Annotated in this window: 26 protein-coding genes; 14 read left to right on the top strand and 12 right to left on the bottom strand. The window is 65.4% G+C overall.

From position 1 onward, the window contains the following. The first annotated feature begins 63 nt into the window (after window positions 1–63). Window positions 64–951 carry an alpha/beta fold hydrolase gene (locus AC5FRV_RS01740; protein ID WP_493559400.1) on the top strand — a complete coding sequence of 296 codons (888 nt, stop codon included), beginning with the start codon at window positions 64–66 and terminating at the stop codon, window positions 949–951. Between the two features lie 27 nt (window positions 952–978). Here the strand turns inward: AC5FRV_RS01740 and AC5FRV_RS01735 are convergent, their stop codons facing one another. The 3 genes from AC5FRV_RS01735 to AC5FRV_RS01725 form a co-directional block, all read right to left on the bottom strand. Further along, window positions 979–2,322, bottom strand: coding sequence for an alkaline phosphatase family protein (locus AC5FRV_RS01735; RefSeq protein WP_493559399.1), 1,344 nt, complete (start codon window positions 2,320–2,322; stop codon window positions 979–981). A 79-nt stretch (window positions 2,323–2,401) separates the two neighbouring features. Beyond that, window positions 2,402–2,551 (bottom strand): hypothetical protein, encoded by a 150-nt coding sequence (locus AC5FRV_RS01730; protein ID WP_493559398.1) that lies wholly within the window; start codon window positions 2,549–2,551, stop codon window positions 2,402–2,404. A gap of 175 nt (window positions 2,552–2,726) precedes the next feature. Next, on the bottom strand, window positions 2,727–3,260 hold the full coding sequence (locus AC5FRV_RS01725) for an inorganic diphosphatase (RefSeq protein ID WP_493559397.1): 534 nt from the start codon (window positions 3,258–3,260) through the stop codon (window positions 2,727–2,729). A 241-nt stretch (window positions 3,261–3,501) separates the two neighbouring features. On the opposite strand from AC5FRV_RS01725, the gene AC5FRV_RS01720 reads away from it, so the two are divergent. Continuing rightward, window positions 3,502–3,864, top strand: a complete 363-nt coding sequence (locus tag AC5FRV_RS01720; RefSeq protein ID WP_089816884.1) for a PadR family transcriptional regulator — start codon at window positions 3,502–3,504, stop codon at window positions 3,862–3,864. 3 nt (window positions 3,865–3,867) lie between these two features. Here AC5FRV_RS01720 and AC5FRV_RS01715 read toward each other — a convergent pair whose 3' ends face one another. Together AC5FRV_RS01715 and rnhA are read right to left on the bottom strand one after the other, a co-directional pair. Then, window positions 3,868–4,422, bottom strand: coding sequence for a DUF7108 domain-containing protein (locus tag AC5FRV_RS01715; protein WP_493559396.1), 555 nt, complete (start codon window positions 4,420–4,422; stop codon window positions 3,868–3,870). Beyond that, on the bottom strand, window positions 4,415–5,008 hold the full coding sequence (rnhA, locus tag AC5FRV_RS01710; protein ID WP_493559395.1) for a ribonuclease HI: 594 nt from the start codon (window positions 5,006–5,008) through the stop codon (window positions 4,415–4,417). Before rnhA ends, AC5FRV_RS01715 begins: the two co-directional genes overlap by 8 nt. Window positions 5,009–5,017: 9 nt before the next feature. On the opposite strand from rnhA, the gene AC5FRV_RS01705 reads away from it, so the two are divergent. Next, complete coding sequence (locus AC5FRV_RS01705; protein ID WP_493559394.1) at window positions 5,018–5,182, top strand: hypothetical protein; 165 nt, start codon at window positions 5,018–5,020, stop codon at window positions 5,180–5,182. A 5-nt stretch (window positions 5,183–5,187) separates the two neighbouring features. Then, window positions 5,188–6,153: a transcription initiation factor IIB gene (locus AC5FRV_RS01700; RefSeq protein ID WP_493559393.1), complete on the top strand. Its 966-nt coding sequence runs from the start codon at window positions 5,188–5,190 to the stop codon at window positions 6,151–6,153. Window positions 6,154–6,422: 269 nt separating this feature from the next. Here the strand turns inward: AC5FRV_RS01700 and AC5FRV_RS01695 are convergent, their stop codons facing one another. Further along, window positions 6,423–6,830 (bottom strand): hypothetical protein, encoded by a 408-nt coding sequence (locus AC5FRV_RS01695; protein ID WP_493559392.1) that lies wholly within the window; start codon window positions 6,828–6,830, stop codon window positions 6,423–6,425. A 162-nt stretch (window positions 6,831–6,992) separates the two neighbouring features. Here AC5FRV_RS01695 and nreA point away from each other — a divergent pair, with 162 nt between their 5' ends. The 6 genes from nreA (at window position 6,993) to AC5FRV_RS01665 (ending at window position 9,648) form a co-directional block, all read left to right on the top strand. After that, a complete protein-coding gene (gene nreA, locus AC5FRV_RS01690; RefSeq protein WP_493559391.1) occupies window positions 6,993–8,279 on the top strand; it encodes a DNA repair protein NreA in 1,287 nt (428 codons plus the stop codon). A 39-nt stretch (window positions 8,280–8,318) separates the two neighbouring features. Continuing rightward, window positions 8,319–8,531, top strand: coding sequence for a hypothetical protein (locus AC5FRV_RS01685; RefSeq protein WP_493559390.1), 213 nt, complete (start codon window positions 8,319–8,321; stop codon window positions 8,529–8,531). A gap of 80 nt (window positions 8,532–8,611) precedes the next feature. Then, window positions 8,612–8,845: a preprotein translocase subunit TatA gene (locus AC5FRV_RS01680; RefSeq protein ID WP_493559389.1), complete on the top strand. Its 234-nt coding sequence runs from the start codon at window positions 8,612–8,614 to the stop codon at window positions 8,843–8,845. A 149-nt stretch (window positions 8,846–8,994) separates the two neighbouring features. Further along, window positions 8,995–9,159: a hypothetical protein gene (locus AC5FRV_RS01675; protein ID WP_493559388.1), complete on the top strand. Its 165-nt coding sequence runs from the start codon at window positions 8,995–8,997 to the stop codon at window positions 9,157–9,159. Window positions 9,160–9,259: 100 nt separating this feature from the next. Beyond that, the gene (locus tag AC5FRV_RS01670; protein ID WP_493559387.1) at window positions 9,260–9,493 is read left to right on the top strand and encodes a preprotein translocase subunit TatA; all 234 of its coding nucleotides are present in this window, start codon (window positions 9,260–9,262) and stop codon (window positions 9,491–9,493) included. A 32-nt stretch (window positions 9,494–9,525) separates the two neighbouring features. After that, a complete protein-coding gene (locus tag AC5FRV_RS01665) occupies window positions 9,526–9,648 on the top strand; it encodes a hypothetical protein (protein WP_493559386.1) in 123 nt (40 codons plus the stop codon). Between the two features lie 8 nt (window positions 9,649–9,656). Here the strand turns inward: AC5FRV_RS01665 and AC5FRV_RS01660 are convergent, their stop codons facing one another. Next, window positions 9,657–10,097, bottom strand: a complete 441-nt coding sequence (locus AC5FRV_RS01660) for a DUF302 domain-containing protein (protein ID WP_493559385.1) — start codon at window positions 10,095–10,097, stop codon at window positions 9,657–9,659. A 75-nt stretch (window positions 10,098–10,172) separates the two neighbouring features. Further along, window positions 10,173–10,463, bottom strand: a complete 291-nt coding sequence (locus tag AC5FRV_RS01655; RefSeq protein WP_493559384.1) for a DUF5789 family protein — start codon at window positions 10,461–10,463, stop codon at window positions 10,173–10,175. A gap of 342 nt (window positions 10,464–10,805) precedes the next feature. Here AC5FRV_RS01655 and AC5FRV_RS01650 point away from each other — a divergent pair, with 342 nt between their 5' ends. The 3 genes from AC5FRV_RS01650 to AC5FRV_RS01640 are packed head-to-tail and all read left to right on the top strand — an operon-like array spanning window position 10,806 to window position 12,697. Beyond that, on the top strand, window positions 10,806–11,705 hold the full coding sequence (locus AC5FRV_RS01650) for a cell division protein CdpA domain-containing protein (RefSeq protein ID WP_493559383.1): 900 nt from the start codon (window positions 10,806–10,808) through the stop codon (window positions 11,703–11,705). A 44-nt stretch (window positions 11,706–11,749) separates the two neighbouring features. Then, a complete protein-coding gene (locus tag AC5FRV_RS01645) occupies window positions 11,750–12,073 on the top strand; it encodes a transcription factor S (protein ID WP_089816872.1) in 324 nt (107 codons plus the stop codon). 6 nt (window positions 12,074–12,079) lie between these two features. After that, window positions 12,080–12,697: a DUF6517 family protein gene (locus tag AC5FRV_RS01640; RefSeq protein WP_493559382.1), complete on the top strand. Its 618-nt coding sequence runs from the start codon at window positions 12,080–12,082 to the stop codon at window positions 12,695–12,697. 40 nt (window positions 12,698–12,737) lie between these two features. Here the strand turns inward: AC5FRV_RS01640 and AC5FRV_RS01635 are convergent, their stop codons facing one another. The 3 genes from AC5FRV_RS01635 to AC5FRV_RS01625 form a co-directional block, all read right to left on the bottom strand. Continuing rightward, entirely contained in the window at window positions 12,738–13,469 is a 732-nt protein-coding gene (locus AC5FRV_RS01635) for a methyltransferase domain-containing protein (RefSeq protein ID WP_493559381.1), read from the bottom strand. After that, a complete protein-coding gene (locus AC5FRV_RS01630) occupies window positions 13,466–13,867 on the bottom strand; it encodes a nascent polypeptide-associated complex protein (RefSeq protein WP_493559380.1) in 402 nt (133 codons plus the stop codon). The genes AC5FRV_RS01635 and AC5FRV_RS01630 overlap by 4 nt, the downstream gene beginning before the upstream one ends. Before the next feature lie 299 nt (window positions 13,868–14,166). After that, window positions 14,167–14,643 carry a PUA domain-containing protein gene (locus tag AC5FRV_RS01625; protein WP_493559379.1) on the bottom strand — a complete coding sequence of 159 codons (477 nt, stop codon included), beginning with the start codon at window positions 14,641–14,643 and terminating at the stop codon, window positions 14,167–14,169. A 151-nt stretch (window positions 14,644–14,794) separates the two neighbouring features. Here AC5FRV_RS01625 and AC5FRV_RS01620 point away from each other — a divergent pair, with 151 nt between their 5' ends. After that, window positions 14,795–14,977 (top strand): hypothetical protein, encoded by a 183-nt coding sequence (locus tag AC5FRV_RS01620; protein ID WP_493559378.1) that lies wholly within the window; start codon window positions 14,795–14,797, stop codon window positions 14,975–14,977. A gap of 36 nt (window positions 14,978–15,013) precedes the next feature. Here the strand turns inward: AC5FRV_RS01620 and AC5FRV_RS01615 are convergent, their stop codons facing one another. Continuing rightward, a complete protein-coding gene (locus AC5FRV_RS01615; RefSeq protein WP_493559377.1) occupies window positions 15,014–15,511 on the bottom strand; it encodes a LabA-like NYN domain-containing protein in 498 nt (165 codons plus the stop codon). Between the last annotated feature and the right edge of the window lie 353 nt (window positions 15,512–15,864).

Below are 15,864 nucleotides of genomic sequence, written 5' to 3'. Positions count from 1 at the left end.
GTTAAAAAGAACCGCATTCATCCGGGAGAACTGCCAGGCGGTTCGGCCTGCGACTATCGATCGATGACCGAGACGGCGGCCACGGACGGTCAGCGTCGGGACGTGGAAGTCGGAGACGAGCGCAGTACCGTCAGGACCGACGACGGACGGAGTATCGCTTACGCCGAGTACGGGACGGCGAGCGGTGCGCCCGTCGTCTTCTTCCACGGCACTCCCGGATCCCGCGTCCTCGGCGAGCTATTACACGACGCCGCACGCGAGAGCGACGTCCGCGTGCTGTCCATCGACCGACCGGGCTACGGCCGCTCGGACGAGTGGTCGGACCGGACGCTGGCCGACACCGAACGATTCGTGATGCCGGTGCTCGACGATGCCGGCGTCGCCTCCGCGAGGGTCGTCGGTTTCTCCGGCGGTGGCCCACACGCGCTCGCGCTCGCGGCGACCTCTCCCGAGCGAATCGAGACCGTCGATCTCGTCTCGACGTCGGCGCCGCCGTCGCTGGTCGAGGCCGTTCCTCGTCCGGTTCGCGTCCTCGAAACCGTCTCACGCAGGGCACCGCGACTCCTTCGAGGACTCGTCCGCGCACAGGCCTGGCTCGCGAACAGGACTACGCCTTCGCTAGTGGTCTCTCAGTATACCTCGGACGGCGGCGCGGCCGACGTCCCCGATGGGGCCGCCGAGGTAGTCCGGCGCGACTTCGTCGTAGCGGTCGCCGGCCGGGGCGAGGGGCTGGTCACCGAGAGCCAATTGCTGAACAGCGAGTGGGACTGCTCCCCGCGCGACGTCGAGGCGCAAGTCCGGCTCTGGCACGGTGACGCCGACGCGAACGTCCCCCTCGACAGTGCGCATCGGCTGGCAGACGCGCTCCCGAACGCGGAACTGACGGTGCTGGAAGATGTCGACCACCTGAATGCGCTACTGCGATGCAGAACTGACGTGCTCAACGACTAGTGAGAATCTGTGGCGCGCAAACCGCCCTCAGACCAGACTGCTGCCGTCGAACTCGCCGCGTTCGTAGTCGACGTCCATCAGGTCGAGCATCGTCGGCGCGATGTCGAACAGGTCGACGTCGGAGATGCGGACGTCTGGGTCGTCGACGAACAGGGAGGCGTTGTCGAAGCTGTGCATGCCGTTTCGGGGCCCGAGGCCGAACACCTCGTCGCTACCTTTGAACCCGGCTTTCAGGTCGTAGCCGTGGTTCGGGATGACGACGAGGTCCGGGGCGATGTCGTCGTGGTCGCCGCGGAAGGCGTCCTCCTTGGTGACGACGCGGTCGGCGACCTTCTCGCCGTCCGGGCCTTCGAGGGCCTCGAGTTCGGCCTGCAGTTCGTCGCGGACGGCTTCGTACTCGTCCTGTGGAACCGATCCGCGCGGTTCGCGGTCTTCGAGGTTGATGTAGAAGCGCCCGGGGATGAGCGAGTACGCGCGGGTGTCGTCGGCGATGTCGCCGAGGCTGTCGTGGTCGTCGTCCTCGTAGGAGAGCCACCCCTCCTGCTGGAGCCACTCGTTGAAGTGGACCTCGTGGTCGAGGCTGGTGAAGCCGTGGTCGGAGGCGACCATCATCGTCGTGTCGTCGTCGAGCATCTCCCGCAGCTGGCCGAGGTAGTCGTCGACCTTGCGGTAGAACTCGAAGAACTCCTCCTCGTACTCGCCGTCCTCCTCGTAGTGTTTGAACAGGAAGTGGTTGACCCGGTCGGTGGTCATGAAGACGCCGAAAAAGAGGTCCCAGTCGTCCTCCTGGACGTAGTGTTTGAACGCCTCGAAGCGCTTGTCGAGGGTCTCGTGGGCGTCCTCGATGAAGTCCGTCTTGTCGTCGTCGTGGCCGAGTTTGGCGTTGACGTCGATACGGTAGTCGATGTCGTCGAGGTAGTCGCCCAGTTCGTCGGGGAAGGAGGCGTCGCCGACGCCGGGCGAGAGGAAGCCAGACACCATGCGCTGGACGTTGCGCTGGGGCGGGAAAGTGACGGGAACGTTCAGCACGGTGGCGTCGCGTCCGTCGTCGGCGACCCGGTCCCAGACGCGCGTGGCCTGGACGTCCCGCCCCATCGGGACGTAGGTGTCGTAGGACCCGACCTCCCGGTCCTGGAAGCCGTAGACGCCGGTTTCGCCGGGGTTGACGCCGGTCGTGAGTGACGGCCAGCAGGCGCTGGATTCCGGGGGAACGATACTGTCGATCGGCCCCGCGCTGCCTTCCTCGGCCAATGCAGTGAGATTCTCGAACTGGTCGGGGTGGTCCGAGACGAGGCTATACGGGACGCCGTCGATGCCGAAGAAGGCAACACGGGGTCCCTCGTCGCCGCGGAGACGGTCGAACAGGCCCATACGCGTCCTTTCAGCGGACGGGAACAAGAAACTTCTTTTCGCGGCCCGAATTCGCGCACGTCGCCGGTATCGGCAATACCTACTCCTGGTGAGACGTCTGGCCGGCCACCGACTCACCGGTCACCGACTCACCGTCTTCGGTGTCCTCGTCGGTGTCGTCCGCGGCGTCGTAGTTCTCCGGCACGACTGTCGGGTGGTCCACGGCGACCGCCGGTTGCTTCGTTGCCATCACGTCTCCGACTAGCCGCTCTCGCCACAAGTAATTACCCATGCTCATAATTTATCGGTAGCGCTGTCCGGTATTACCGTCGGGTATCGATCCCGTCGCCGTCGGTGCCACTGGCGAGCATCACTGCTGACGACGCGAATAAGAGAGAAGTCGTTCGGCGAGCCGGACCGGAAACTTACGCGAAGTTTTGTTCGTAGAGGTCCATCGCGTGTTCGATGGCCTCCTTCGCGGCGGACTTGTCCTCCCAGCCCTGGGTCTCGACTTCCTTGCCCTCCTCGAGGTTCTTGTAGGTCGCGAAGAACTCGTCTATCTCGTCGAGTTGCTGCTGGGGGATGTCGTCGAGGTCCTGGAGGTGGTCGTAACGGGGGTCCTCCTCGGGGACGGCGATGACTTTGTCGTCCTGCTCGCCGTCGTCGTCCATCTTCATGAGCGCGATCGGTCGGGCCTCGATGACGCAGCCGGGGAACGTCTGGTCCTCGACGAGGACGAGCACGTCGAAGGGGTCCTCGTCGTCGTAGTACGACTGTGGGATGAAGCCGTAGTCCGAGGGGTAGTGGACGTTCGAGTGGAGCACGCGGTCGAGGACGACGCCGGGGACGTCCTTGTCGTACTCGTACTTGTTACGCTCTCCCTTCAGGCACTCGACGACGGCGTAGATCGATTCGGGCGGGTTCGGGCCGGTTTCGAGGTCTTGCCACAGGTTCGTCATCACGACTCAGTCCGTGAGGCGGCCAAAAAGTACTTTCGTAATCCATTCTCATCACCACGTGAGGCGCGGGGTAATCGGTTCGTACCGCCAGCTATTGGTTTCCTAATCAATTACAACACCTGTAATTCTGAATTGAACTTAGATTGGAGGATAGAGGCCACAGGTCTGCCGTCAAGTGGATTTTCGGGACAGCTCACTGGAGTTAACAAGCGTTAAATAGTTTGCTGACATTTCGCTAACCATGTCAGAGGCACAAGCCATCGACGGCACTCCGGGAATCGCGCGAGAACTCACGGCCTTCCAGCAGAACATTCTGGTCATCCTCTCCGAGGAGCCACGGTACGGTCTGGCTATCAAGCGAGAACTCGAGACCTACTACGACAGCGAAGTGAACCACGGGCGCCTCTACCCGAACCTCGACGACCTCGTCGAACTCGACCTCGTCGAGAAGAGCGAACTCGACAAGCGGACGAATCAGTACGCGCTCACCGAAGAGGGCGAGGAAGCGGTCCTCGACCAGCTCGCGTGGGTGTTCGGCAAGTTCGCCGCCGACGACGAGCGCGCGGACGCGCTCCACGACCTCGTCGACGCCGAGCAGCAGTAGAACCTACTCCAGCGGACAACTGATGTCAGTTTTTTCGAACGCTACCTCCACAGAGGCTTCAACGCGCGCCAGCTGTCGGTCCGTCGGCCAGGCGTTCCGCGGGAGGTACTCCTCGATAAATTCGCGGAGTTCGGACCGCGTCAACTCCGTGATCGGCTTCGCGTAGTGGTTACTCGCGAAGTCGGCCAGCGCACGGGCGTTGGCAGCGTGGACGTCCTCGTGGTCCGCTGCCACGTCCTCGACGAGTTCGTCGTTCGTCTCCGCGACCGCCTCCCAGTCGTCGGGGTCGCCCGCGCCGGAGAGTCGACGTTCGACGCCGCGGTCCACGTCCTCGATGCGCTCCGTCCGGACGGTCCCGTCGTCCATCCACTCGGAGGGATAGCAGACGAGGACGTCGGCGTCGTCGTCTTCCCGGATCCGGACCGTGTAGTCGTACTCGCCGATAAGCGCGTCTCGTTCCGTCCGGTAAGCCTTGCTTTCGGCCGGGTCGACGGCCTGTCGTGCCAGGCGCGTCAGCCGTTCGGCCTCCGCGACGACGTCGTCGGGAAGCTCAGTCATCGTCGAGCGCCTCGTTGGCCAGTTCGTCCGCGCGGTCGTTGACCTCGCGCGGGACGTGCTCGATTGACCAGTCGTCGAACGAGCGGAGTAGTTCGTGGGCGGTGACGCGGCGCTCTCGCAGTTCGGGGTCGTCGGCGTTCCACTCCCCGCGGACCTGTTTGACGACGAGGTCAGAGTCGCCGCGCAAGACGATTTCGTCGAAGCCGTGTCCCTGTGCGACTTCCAGGACGGTGATCAGCGCCTCGAACTCGGCGCGGTTGTTCGTCATCCGGCCGACGGTCTCGCCGCCCTCGGCGACGATGCCGTCGTTCGTGACGAGTACCCACCCGACCGCCGCCGGCCCGGGGTTGCCGCGCGAGGCGCCGTCGAAGTAGGCCTCGACCCGTCCGCCGCCGTCGCGGAGCACCGCCTCGAGCTGTGCGGTGGACCCGCCCTGGACGACCACTTTCCCGTCGTATGCGACGGCGGTCGCGCCGGCGTGGGTCGCTCGCCAGCGTTCGTATTCCGTGTTCCCCGGTTCGACGTCGACCCCCGCCGCTTCGAGCCGTTCGCGCGCGGTCGTCTCGTCGCACTCGATGGTCGGCATCGCCTGAAGATGGCCGACCTGAGAGTAAAGGCGTTCCTCTTCGGCGGGCCGGCGTCCCCCGGGATCTCGACGCTCGTCACCGCCACCGCCATCCGCCACGGCCCGGCCGACCACGACGGCGACGACGGTATGGCTTCCCAAGGTGTTAAATATCCTACTGCTCTTAACGTGTAACTGCGATGAAACGGCCCACCCGTCACCGCGAGCGGCAGCTACAGGAGGAGAACGAACGAGACGAGTCCGAACGGGCCAAGCAGTGTCCGGAGTGCGAGTCCGTGGACCTGGTCAAAGACGCCGACAGGGGAGAGCTGATATGCGAGGGGTGTGGGCTCGTCGTGGAAGAGGGCAACGTCGACCCGGGGCCGGAGTGGCGCGCGTTCAACCACTCCGAACGCCAGGAGAAGTCGCGGGTGGGAGCGCCGACGACGCAGACGATGCACGACAAGGGGCTGACGACGACGATCGACTGGAAGGACAAGGACGCCTACGGTCGGTCTATCTCCTCGAAGAAACGCAGCCAGATGCACCGCCTGCGGAAGTGGCAAGAGCGTATCCGAACCAAGGACGCGGGCGAGCGAAACCTGCAGTTCGCGCTCTCGGAAGTCGACCGGATGGCGAGTGCGCTCGGTGTCCCGCGCTCGGTGCGAGAAGTCGCCTCCGTCATCTACCGGCGCGCGCTCAAAGATGACCTCATCCGCGGCCGGTCCATCGAGGGCGTCGCGACCTCGTGTCTGTATGCCGCCTGTCGCCAGGAAGGCATCCCCCGGAGCCTCGAGGAGATCGCAGACATCTCCCGCGTCGACCGCAAAGAGATCGGTCGGACGTATCGGTACGTCTCCCACGAACTCTCCCTGGAGATGGAACCCGTGGACCCCAAGCAGTACGTCCCGCGGTTCTGTTCGGAACTGGACCTCACCGAAGAAGTCCAGTCGAAGGCCAAGGAGATAATCCAGGCGACGGCCGAGCAGGGGTTGCTCTCCGGAAAGTCGCCGACTGGCTACGCCGCGGCGGCCATCTACGCCGCCTCACTGCTGTGCAACGAGAAGAAGACCCAGCGCGAAGTCGCCGACGTCGCCCAGGTCACGGAAGTGACGATCCGGAATCGGTACCAGGAACAGATCGAAGCGATGGGGATCCATAGTTAGGTTGGTACCGAGCGAAGCGAGGTACCAACGAATCGCGAACGGGGAGCGCAGCGACCCGTGAGCAGGCTGGTGCCGACCGCAGGGAGGCACCAGCTATACGCGAGCGGGAGCGACCGAAGGGAGCGACACGCGAGCAGGTCGGGGCCGAACGGAGTGAGGGCCCGACTACACGCGAGCAGATTGGTACCGAGCGAAGCGAGGTACCAACGAATCGCGAACGGGGAGCGGATCGACCCGTGAGCAGGCTGGCGGGCCGTGAGACGAGCTGGTCACACCGCCTCTGGCTGGTCATCGCTCGCGTCCCGGCCACGTGAGATGCCGCGGACGGACCGATCGTCGCCGGTGAACGTCGTCACGAACGCGACGAGACTCACGACGGCGACGAGGCCGCCGCCGATCATGGTGACTGACGTGAACACGGGAACGAGGCCGAAGACGACGGGGGAGACGGCGAGGACCGCCCCGAACACGGCCGCGGCGAGCGCGACCGAACGGGACGCGTCCTTGCCGTAGGCGATCCGGTAAGCGGTGTAACCCATCGCGAGGGTCGCGAACTCGCCCACCAGGACGTTGGTCAGTGCCTGTCCGTGGCTCACGCGCCAGAGGGCCGGGGCGAAGATGGTACCGAGCGCGGCGACCGTGGCGACCACCGCCGCCAGTTTGAGAACGCGGGACATGCCTGGTGTAAACGTACGGACTGGACACCCCTAACTGTTAGCCTCAGTGAGAGGTGCGGCGCCAGCAGATCGGGGCACGGGCAAGTCGCCACCGCCGCTGCGGCGTGAGACTCCGAGCCCGCCGGGACAGATTCTTACCCCCCTGCGTCCAAGGGGAGATAGATGCGTCTCGACGAGTTCGTCGCGGGGTTCGAGCGGGACGAAGCGGCCGAGCGACGGCGCCTCGCCGAGGAGAAGTCCTACGAGATCACCAACTACCTGGACGACGTCGAACAGCAGTTCAAGGAGACGGTCCAGGGCGACTCGCTGTTCGGTTCGACCGCGCCAGAGATATTCGTCGGCCGGTCGGGCTACCCGAACATCTCCACCGGCGTGCTCTCGCCGATGGCTCAGGACGCCGACGCCGCCGACTTCGCCACCAGCGGCGAGTGGTACCAGCGCGGCCTGGGCATCGACGACGTGCTCCAGCGCCGGACCGGCCTGCTCAACTCCACGCGGTCGGCGAAGGTCAACGTCGACGACGTCTGGGACGGCTTCGTCGGCACCCAGCGCGAAGTGGCCATCGCCGACAGACCCGTCGACGTCGAGGTGGGGCTGGACGACGCCTCGAACCTCGACATCGGTCTGGACGACATCTCGACGCCGACCGGTCCGCGGGCCCGGGCCAGCAGCGCCGAACTCGCGGAGAATCCCCACGTCCCCCGCTCCGTCGAGAAGACGCTGGAGGACGACGACTGGCGCGCCGAGGGGGCAATGACGTACCTCTACAACCGCGGGTTCGACGTGTACGAGGTCAACACCATCCTCTCGGCGGGCGCCATGGGCCAGAACCACGAGCGCAAACTCGTCCCGACGCGGTGGTCCATCACCGCCGTCGACGACACCGTCGGCAAGTACCTCCGCGGCGGCGTCCTGAACCGTGACACCATCGACACGACCGAGGTCTGGTACAACGAGTACATGGGAAACCGGTACTGGGTCGTCCTCACGCCGGGTCGCTGGGAGTTCGAACTCGTCGAGATGAAAGCCCCCGAGAGCGTCTGGAACCCCGTCGCCGAGTCCTACTACCTCTCCAGCGCCAGCGAGGGGTACGAGGGCCGCACCGGCTACGTCGAGGAGACCGCCGGCGCGTACTACGCCTCTCGCCTCGGCGTCCTCGAACACCTCCAGGAGCGCGACCGGCAGGCGAAGTGCCTGGTGCTGCGCGAGGTCACCGACGAGTACTGGGCGCCCGTCGGCGTCTGGCAGGTCCGCGAGGGCGTTCGCAACGCCTTCGAGCAGGGTGCCGGCGACGCGAGCAACCCCCGCCTCGCCGACCAGCCGGCCGAGGCCGAGACGTTCCGCGACGCCGTCAACGCCGTCGCCCAGCAGCTTCCGGTGTCGCTGAACACGCTCCGCCGCAAGTCCGACATGGTCGCCGGACTGCAGTCGCAGATCACCGACTTCTGATTCGACAGTGCTTTGACGAGTGCCGCGGCAGGCGAGGGTATGCAGTTTGGTCTCCACCTCGGCGGTGAGGTCGTCATGTTAGTCTTCGTCGTCCTCTACTGGGCCGTCATCGTCGGTGCCGTCGTCAAGTTGATCGGCTGGATTGTCGCGAGACGGACGAAAGAACTCCGCCAGCGCGTCGCGCTGCTCGAACACAAAGTAACCGAGATCGAAGCCGCTGCCGACGACGACAGTCTGGACGGGGCGGAGTGACGGCGAAGCAGCGTTCACTGACATGCTGTCCCGGCAGCCAGGCCGGTGTGTTTAACAACTGACCGTCAGAAGCCCCCGCTATGCCCTCCACGATCGCGCAAGTCGGAATCCCCGGGTTTCAGGAACTGATTATCGTCCTCCTGATTAGCCTCCTGATTTTCGGCATTCCGATAGCTCTCATCGTCGTGTTCATTCGACGCAAGCGAGCGGCCGACGCTGCGTCCGAAGAGCGCGTTGCGGAACTCGAACGGGAGGTCGAGGAGCTACGAGCGGCAGACTCCGAGAGCGACCCCGCGTCTGGCGGTGATCGCTAACGGGTGAGGGACAGCCTGGAACTGCCTGTAGAAGCAAGTATATAACGAGCCATTCCGAGAAATTATCGCCAATGTACCAAACCGCCCTCCAAGTCGGAATACCCGGCACGCAAGAGATACTGATCATTCTCCTCATACTGATCGTACTCGTGGCCCCAGCCGTGGTCGTCGTTCTCGTTGCCCTGGGTGTTCTCCGTCTGTGGCAAGGTGACTCGACCAGTAACGAGGAACGCATCGCGGAACTCGAACGCGAAGTCGAGGAACTTCGGGAGGAGTCGTCTTCCACGGACGGAACGCCTGACGGCCGAGACTGACGCCGTCGTTCTACCGAATTCGGACGCCACGAGAGGCGAAACGTGGCTTCCGAACAGTCGAGGGAGTAGTTTTAACACGACCGGTTCGGTAGCCCGCGCTATGGTTTCAGTCGTTTTTCAGGTCGGACTCCCCGGCGTTCAGGAACTGATAATCATCCTTCTCAACTTCATCATCCTGGCCGGACTTGTCGGCGGGCTCATCGTCGTCGTCAAGCGGCTGACCGGGAACGACTCCGAGTCGGACGAGCGCATCGCGGAACTCGAACGCGAAGTCGAAGAACTCCGCGAAGAACGCGGGACGGTGACGGACGAACCTGACGACGAACTGGAGTAATCTTTACCAACAGGTATCGGGATCAGGTAGGTATGGCCGCTATCGTCTTCCCGTTTACCATGGAGTTACTCGTCATCGTGCTGTTCGGGCTCGTCGCCCTCCCGGTGTACGTCGCGACGCGGATCCTCGACGCGGTCGAGGACGCGCTGTCCTGAGGGGTCCTCTAGAGCGCTGCGAAGGCCTCGTCGACCATCTCGCCGGTCTCGGCGACGATGTCGGCCCACGTCTCGTCGTCGGGCGCCATCCCCACCAGACGAGCGATACGCATGATGCTGACGTGGTAGACGGTCTGGACGCCCGGTTCTTCCTCCCAGACGATGACGTTGCAGGGGAACAGCGCGCCGATCTGTTTGTCGCTGGCGTCGAGCGCACGGTCCGCCATCGCCGGGTTGCACGCGCCGAGCACGTAGTACGGGTCACGGTCCGCGTCGACCTTTTCGTTCAGGAGTTCCGACGGCGAGAACTCCACGGGGACGCCGAAGCCCGCGTCCGTGAACACCTCGCGGACGTGCTCGACGGCGGCCTCGTGGTCCATCTCGATCGTCGCTCGTTCCTCGCCGATGTCCTCTGACCGCACGGCTTCCGGGTCGAACGGGAGCGTCATGACTGACGATACAGTGCCGCGCGAGAAAAAGCTGGTCGGTGAGACCGTCGCCGGTCGATGGTCGGGTTCCGTGTCCTACTCGTTCGCCGTCGGAATCGGCCCGTCGCCGATGACGTCACGGACGGCGCTCTCGAACTCGCGGCGGTGCTGGAAGTAGGGAACGTCGACGTCGTCCAGCAGCGTCGCCAGTTCCTGCGGACCGTCGGGCGTCCGGACGAGGGTGTCACCCTCGCGCTCGACGACGGTGCTGTGCTTGATGCCCCAGGTGAGCCGGGAGCTCACGCGAGCCAGCGGCGCGCCCTCGACCGGTTCGCCGTCGCCGAGTTCGACGGCCGGTCCCTCGTCCTCGCTCTCGTCCTCGCTCATACCCTCCGGTTACGAGCGGCCGTGATTAGTGCTTTCGGTACGACGTGACGGGGAATTCGCTCCGAACGGGCGGAGAAACAACAACACCTCGAAAGCCCCGGCCCGTTCGCCTCCCGGGACTCGCTGTGCGCGCTCACTCCGTTCGCGTGCTTGCTTCGTCCGGGTTCTGCGAACGGGCCGCCCCTTTCATTCCCACCCACACCGGATGGCTCAGCAGCGGTTTTTCACGATGACTGGCCGTCCGTAGCCACCCTTCCCCCAGCCGTCACTGGCACTCGGTCGACTCCCCGTCCGACGATCGTCTGACGCATTGTTTTGGGTGTCGAACCGAAAGTCGCGCCCATGACGAGCCTCACCGACGTCTACGAGGGACGCGTCGGCCGGGTCGCCAGCCGGCGCCAGCAGCTCTTCGGCTCGGGGCTGTTTCTCGCCGGCGCGGCGATGCTGGTCGGTGCCATCGGCGTCGCCACGACGGGAATCGGGACGGCGGCACTGAGCGAGTATGGGGCCAGGGAAGTCGGCGGCATCCTGGCCGGAATCGGACTGCAGACGGTGCTGCTCGGCGTGTTCGCGTTGCTCCCGGCATCGCGCCGGGTACGCGGCGCAGCGGTCATCGGCACCGGCGTCGCGCTGCTCGGCGTGGCGTTGTTCCAGCACGTCTATCCGTACCAGTGGGTCGAGTCGGCGCCGCTGTTCGCACTCGCGACGACGACAGTCTACTTCTTCGGCGTCGTCACGACGTTCTGGTGTCTGTTCGTCGGACTCGCGACGTTCAAGACGCGGAACGACCCGGGCGGCACGGCCCGGATGGAGGTCACCCAGGAGGGGACCATCCGTCTCGTCGAGGAGGCCCAGTCGACGGGCGGGCTCGGCGGGATCGGCCTGTTCGGCAGGGAGCCCGACGGATCGGTCGAGACGCAGACGAACGTCTCGTCGGGACAGTCCGTCGGCGGTGTCGGCCCGTCGGCGGCGGTGAGCGACGGTGGCTCGGCGGCGACGGACGGGCTCGACGAAGTCGGAACGAGCACGACGCAGACGCCCCAGTCGACGACGGCTGGCGGGTCCACTGACCGGATGAGCGACTCGACGGCGCCGAAGACCCAGCCCGACTCGTACTGCGGGAACTGCCGACACTTCGAGTACGTCACTCTCGACGGCGAACCGGAGCCCTACTGCGAGTATCACGGCGAAGAGCTCGACGACATGGACGCGTGTTCGTCCTGGCGCGAGCAGTCGCGGTGAATCCCTGTCTTTAAATTACACCGACGGCGTATACGAGTGACAACATGGAATTCTGCGACGAGTGCGGCTCGATGATGAAGACGGAAGACGGCACGTGGGTCTGCGGGAGCTGTGGCTACGAGAAGGCCCGCGACTCCGGCTCCGAGAGCGCGATGGTCACGACCCAGGGGCAAGAAGAGAGCGAAATCGTCGACACCTCCGAGGTCGACGCCGAGGACATGGGGCCGACGACGACGGCGCAGTGTCCCCAGTGCGACAACGATCAGGCGTTCTGGGAGATGAAACAGATCCGGTCGGCCGACGAGTCCGAGACGCGCTTTCTCACCTGTACCGAGTGCGAGCACAAGTGGCGCGAAGACGACCACTGACCGGTCGTGACGGGGAGCGAGTCGGTCTCGTTCCCGACAGTTCCGCGCGATAGACTCGACGCGGGGGGCTGGGTCCAGTCCGAGAAAAACGTCGAGACGGTATTCCAGCTCCCCGGTGTGAGCGTTCGGGGAGCGACGCTGCAGTTTCGCGACGACGCCACGTCGACGGCGACTACCGAGAACGCAGACGTCGAGGCGACGTGGCGGTTCTTCTTCGCGACGGCGCTCTCTTTCGACCCGGAAGTCCCGCCCACCGCGAGTCGTGCGTTTCTCCTGCCGGTCGTCCGGGCGAGAGCGATCGACCGGTTCCAGTCGACGCTCCAGGACAGCGGTCTCACCGACGTCGATCGAGTCCGGACGGAACGGCGGCGGATCGGATTCGGGAAGCGCGTGCCGCTGAGTCGATTCGAGGCCGCGCTGGAGTTCGAGACGCCGGCTGTGACAGTCCCCCTCGCCGGCTGGCTCGGGGCGTGGTACGACGACGGATTCCTCGTCAGTGGGGGTGCCTACCCCGAACGACCGATAGGGCCGCTACTCGGCCTCGACGATCCACCGCCGGTGCTCCGTCGCGAGGCGTCGACGTACAGACGCGAACTGCTAGAACTGATGGGGGGTGTCTCGTGACTGCCCGATTACGAAAGGGTCGACAGGAACGAAGCGAACCTCACTCCCTGCGGGCGAACGTGAGATAGCCGGTGTGGCCGACGCCCCGCGTCGACGGCCGCGTGCCGCGGTCGCCGACGTCCATCTCCCGCTGGATGGTCTCCAGCGTCTCCGGGTCCTCGAGGTCGGCCGCCCGCGCCGCTTCGACTGCTTCTCGGGCCTGTTCGACGAACGGCGAGTAGACGGCGACGTAGCCGCCAGAGACCAGCAGGTCGGGCGCGCGCTCGACCACGGCCGCCGCGTCGGCGGTGTCGAGGGTCAGTACGTCGAAGCCCTCGCCATCGGTCAGCGTCGGGAGTTCGTCGGTCACGTCGCCGTGGCGGACCTCGACGGCCTCCTCGACGCCGGCCAGCGCCATGTTCTCGCGAGCGACGTCGGCGAAGTCCGCATCGGCTTCGTACGTCGTCACGCGCGCACCGATACGTCCGAGGTACGCCGAGAGGACGCCGGTGCCAGTCCCCGCGTCGAGGACGCGGTCTCCGGACTGCAGGCCGGTCTGCCCGACGACGAGGCCGATGTCGCGTGGCATCATCGGCGCGCCCGTCCGCTCCAGGTGGTTGAAAAGATCCGGGCCGCGGAGCTTCCGCACCCGGAACTCGGTGTCGAGATGCGTCTCGACCGTGTCGCCGGGTTCGACGTCCTCGGGCACCTCGAGGATACCCAGGTCCGACTCCAGCGTGTCGCCCGGGGCGAGCAGATACTCGCGGTCCTCGCGGACGAACAGGTAGCTCACTCTAGTCGCTCGACGGCCGCTGCGAGGTCACCGTCTGCGTTTTCGAGCGCCTCGCGCGCCTCGTCTTCGCCCACGTCGGCCCGCATCGCGACGAGTTCGACGTCGTCGTCCGGAATCCCGCTGTCGCCACCGGCGTCCGCACTCCCGTCGCCGCCCGACGCTGATTCGCCGCCCGAGTCGGCGCCGCGCTCGCGGCTCTCCGGGTCGCCGACGACCTGGTAGGTCTTCTGGCCCTGGGCCTCCATGAGCTGGACCTCCGCGTCGGTGAAGTACAGCTCCTCGTCGGGGGTCCGGATGATCACTTCCTCGGCGTCGATATCCTCCATATCGATGCCCATCTGTTCCATCATCTGCTTCATCTTGCGCGGATTGAGTCCGCCGCCGCCTCCTCCAAACATAGGCCAACCTGGGCCTTCCGTCCCAAAAAGCTCTCCCATTCCACCTTTTCTTCGTCGGGTCGCCTTCGGCGACCACTCCTCGAAAAACGTGGTCCACGCGAGCGGAGCGAGTGTGGGCTCGGGAGAGCTTGCTCTCCCGGTGGCGAAAAAGGCCGGAAGCGGCGCGCTGCGCCGCTTCCGGGACGAGAACGAACGTCCTCCAGACCGAAACGCCAGGGTGGCACGGTCGATGGCGGTGTGGGAATCGGACACCACTCAGACGCCGCCAGACGGAACTGATCCGACGGATTGGTCTCCAGTTACTCGTCGCTTTCGCCGATTGAGTCCCGCACCTTCACGGCCATCCCAGTTTCGAACGATCGCATGCCCTCGCCGGACAGTTCCGTGCGTCCGACCGCGAGGAGGCGACCGTCCTCGTGGACGACGAGCACCTCGTCGCCCGGCCGAATCTCGTCGTCGGCCTCGTCGACGAACTTCGCGAACACGTTGCGCCCGTCGCGGACGAAGGGTTCGCTCTCGTCGCCGACCACCACGCGGTTGCGCGGTGCCTCGAAGGCCTCGTGGAGCCGCCGCCCGCCTGAGATCCCGAGCGTGAAGCGGCCGTCGTTGCCGTAGCTGACCAGGCGGCCCTCGGTCGCCGTGACCTGCCGCGGTCGGCCTGAACTGGTCCGGGTCACGGTCAGCGATTCGAGGTCGTGAAACAGCGCCGCGCCGCCGCCGCGGCCGAACTGGTAGTCGGCGGCGCGGCGCAACAGCGTGGCCTCGGCGTCGGTCATCACCTGAAGCAGACGACCTGGCACCAAAAGCGTCACCAACCGCGGACGGACTCGCCTGAACGTCTAGATCGAAAACAATAACGATCGATCGAGTTTCTCTCCGTCGGTTTTGGGGAAATTTATACCGGATGACCGATAATCTCCGTCCGACATGGCAACGGATACGCGAAAAGTCGCAGTCGGCGTCCTCCTGCTCGTCGCGAGTACGGTTATCATCCTCGGCACGGGACAGCTCGGGAGCGGTCTCCCGCCGGTCCTCGGATCGCTCGCCGCGCTCGGCCTCGCCGCTGGCGCGCTGCTCGTCGGTACGTCCGAAGACGCCCGTCCGGTCTAAACTGTCACTTCTTTCGGCACGCCGCTTCGCCAGTGCCTACAGCAGGTACGTATCTTGGTTCTCGCTCAGGTTCTCGAAGCTGTCTGCCGCCGCGACCAGTTCCTCGGAGGTGGACTCGGCGAAGCTCATCGCCTCGACGCGACAGCCCTCGTGGCGCAGGTAGCGACACAGACGGGCGAAGTCGCCGTCACCCGTACAGAGGATGATGGTGTCGACGTGGGGTGCCAGCGAGACGGCGTCGAGGCTCATCCCGACGTCCCAGTCGGCCTTCTTCGAGCCGTCCTCGAACGTCTTGATGTCCTTGACGCGCGTTTCGAAGCCGATGTCGACGAGTGCCTCGAAGAAGCTCTCCTCCTCGGGCGAGTTCGCCCGAATGACGTAGGCGATGGCGCGCGTGAGCTCCCGGCCGTCGAGGGCACCTTCGAGAAGAGAGCTGTAGTCGATATTGCGAGAGTAGAGACTCCGAGCCGTGTGATAGAGGTTCTGCGCGTCCGCGAGGACGCCCACCCGTTGGGTCGGGTGCGTAACAGGCATGCACGTTCGTGTGACCCCTGCCCGGTTAATTTTTCGGGCTCGAAGGGGCCGGAGGGGCCGGAACTGTCAGCACGGTGGCGTCAGCGCGCCTGCCTCGATGTGGGGATCCGATGCGGCAGACGCGAGTGAGCGCCCAGCGTCGGAACGCAAGCTCTAAGACGCTCCACGTGTCCATTTCATCCAATGTCACGGACCGCACCGACCCGTCGCTGGAGTTCGACGAGCGGTGCGCCCGTACCGGCCACCAAGGCCAAGCCGAAACAGCTATTCTGAGCGGCTCGCGGCGGGCGTAGCGACCCCGTCCCGGGCCCGGAATCCTGTCGTTCGAAGCCGCGGAGCCGTCCACCCGGCGA

Source organism: Halomicrobium sp. HArcel3, from assembly GCF_058933135.1.
Note: the sequence above shows the minus strand (reverse complement) of the source record. Positions and strands in the feature narration are given on the sequence as shown.

Excerpts from the sequence above, each read along its gene's own strand:
- AC5FRV_RS01625 (WP_493559379.1), bottom strand. The coding sequence starts at position 14,643 with ATGACCGACGCCGAGGCCACGCTGTTGCGCCGCGCCGCCGACTACCAG.
- AC5FRV_RS01615 (WP_493559377.1), bottom strand. The coding sequence starts at position 15,511 with ATGCCTGTTACGCACCCGACCCAACGGGTGGGCGTCCTCGCGGACGCG.
- AC5FRV_RS01660 (WP_493559385.1), bottom strand. The coding sequence starts at position 10,097 with ATGACGCTCCCGTTCGACCCGGAAGCCGTGCGGTCAGAGGACATCGGC.
- AC5FRV_RS01730 (WP_493559398.1), bottom strand. The coding sequence starts at position 2,551 with ATGGCAACGAAGCAACCGGCGGTCGCCGTGGACCACCCGACAGTCGTG.
- AC5FRV_RS01620 (WP_493559378.1), top strand. The coding sequence starts at position 14,795 with ATGGCAACGGATACGCGAAAAGTCGCAGTCGGCGTCCTCCTGCTCGTC.
- AC5FRV_RS01715 (WP_493559396.1), bottom strand. The coding sequence starts at position 4,422 with ATGACTGAGCTTCCCGACGACGTCGTCGCGGAGGCCGAACGGCTGACG.
- AC5FRV_RS01725 (WP_493559397.1), bottom strand. The coding sequence starts at position 3,260 with ATGACGAACCTGTGGCAAGACCTCGAAACCGGCCCGAACCCGCCCGAA.
- AC5FRV_RS01645 (WP_089816872.1), top strand. The coding sequence starts at position 11,750 with ATGGAATTCTGCGACGAGTGCGGCTCGATGATGAAGACGGAAGACGGC.
- AC5FRV_RS01720 (WP_089816884.1), top strand. The coding sequence starts at position 3,502 with ATGTCAGAGGCACAAGCCATCGACGGCACTCCGGGAATCGCGCGAGAA.
- AC5FRV_RS01665 (WP_493559386.1), top strand. The coding sequence starts at position 9,526 with ATGGCCGCTATCGTCTTCCCGTTTACCATGGAGTTACTCGTCATCGTG.
- AC5FRV_RS01705 (WP_493559394.1), top strand. The coding sequence starts at position 5,018 with ATGGCCGACCTGAGAGTAAAGGCGTTCCTCTTCGGCGGGCCGGCGTCC.
- nreA (WP_493559391.1), top strand. The coding sequence starts at position 6,993 with ATGCGTCTCGACGAGTTCGTCGCGGGGTTCGAGCGGGACGAAGCGGCC.
- AC5FRV_RS01670 (WP_493559387.1), top strand. The coding sequence starts at position 9,260 with ATGGTTTCAGTCGTTTTTCAGGTCGGACTCCCCGGCGTTCAGGAACTG.
- AC5FRV_RS01700 (WP_493559393.1), top strand. The coding sequence starts at position 5,188 with ATGAAACGGCCCACCCGTCACCGCGAGCGGCAGCTACAGGAGGAGAAC.
- AC5FRV_RS01695 (WP_493559392.1), bottom strand. The coding sequence starts at position 6,830 with ATGTCCCGCGTTCTCAAACTGGCGGCGGTGGTCGCCACGGTCGCCGCG.
- AC5FRV_RS01735 (WP_493559399.1), bottom strand. The coding sequence starts at position 2,322 with ATGGGCCTGTTCGACCGTCTCCGCGGCGACGAGGGACCCCGTGTTGCC.
- AC5FRV_RS01740 (WP_493559400.1), top strand. The coding sequence starts at position 64 with ATGACCGAGACGGCGGCCACGGACGGTCAGCGTCGGGACGTGGAAGTC.
- AC5FRV_RS01655 (WP_493559384.1), bottom strand. The coding sequence starts at position 10,463 with ATGAGCGAGGACGAGAGCGAGGACGAGGGACCGGCCGTCGAACTCGGC.
- AC5FRV_RS01680 (WP_493559389.1), top strand. The coding sequence starts at position 8,612 with ATGCCCTCCACGATCGCGCAAGTCGGAATCCCCGGGTTTCAGGAACTG.
- rnhA (WP_493559395.1), bottom strand. The coding sequence starts at position 5,008 with ATGCCGACCATCGAGTGCGACGAGACGACCGCGCGCGAACGGCTCGAA.
- AC5FRV_RS01650 (WP_493559383.1), top strand. The coding sequence starts at position 10,806 with ATGACGAGCCTCACCGACGTCTACGAGGGACGCGTCGGCCGGGTCGCC.
- AC5FRV_RS01630 (WP_493559380.1), bottom strand. The coding sequence starts at position 13,867 with ATGTTTGGAGGAGGCGGCGGCGGACTCAATCCGCGCAAGATGAAGCAG.
- AC5FRV_RS01685 (WP_493559390.1), top strand. The coding sequence starts at position 8,319 with ATGCAGTTTGGTCTCCACCTCGGCGGTGAGGTCGTCATGTTAGTCTTC.